1 pseudogene is annotated in these 471 nt (G+C 56.1%); it reads left to right on the top strand.

The features are described 5' to 3' along the window. Positions 1-143: 143 nt before the first annotated feature. Positions 144-471: pseudogene (locus tag AC1DKR_RS21155) on the top strand (hypothetical protein); the annotation flags it as partial.

The following is a 471-nucleotide window of genomic DNA, read 5'->3' on the forward strand; positions in this document are numbered from 1 at the left end:
GGATAGGGCTGCAAGCAGGGCAGGTGATTATCACCGGGTCCTATGCAGGTGTTCTCGATGTGCCCGTCAACCAGCCACTGCATGTTCAGTTCGGCGAAGCCGGCTCATTGTCTGTCCATTTCTCAACGCTGGAGGAGTAACAAATGCGCTTAGTTCGTTTTGGTTTGCCGGGGCAGGAACAGCCGGGAGTTTTGGATTCGCAAGGAATCGTTCGAGACCTCTCGGGCATTGTCGATGACATCGATGCGTCGGCTCTGAGCCCTGCAGTGCTTGAAAAACTGCGTGCTGTTGACGTTGAAAAGCTGCCAGTGGTGGCGCCTGGCACACGTCTTGGTCCATGCGTAGGCAACGTACCGAACCTGATTTGCATCGGTCTGAACTACTCCGATCACGCGGCTGAAACGGATACACCTATCCCGAGCCAGCCGGTGGTCTTCAACAAACACACCGCGTCCATCAGCGGCCCCAATG

The organism is Stenotrophomonas sp. 01N47, assembly GCF_056399165.1.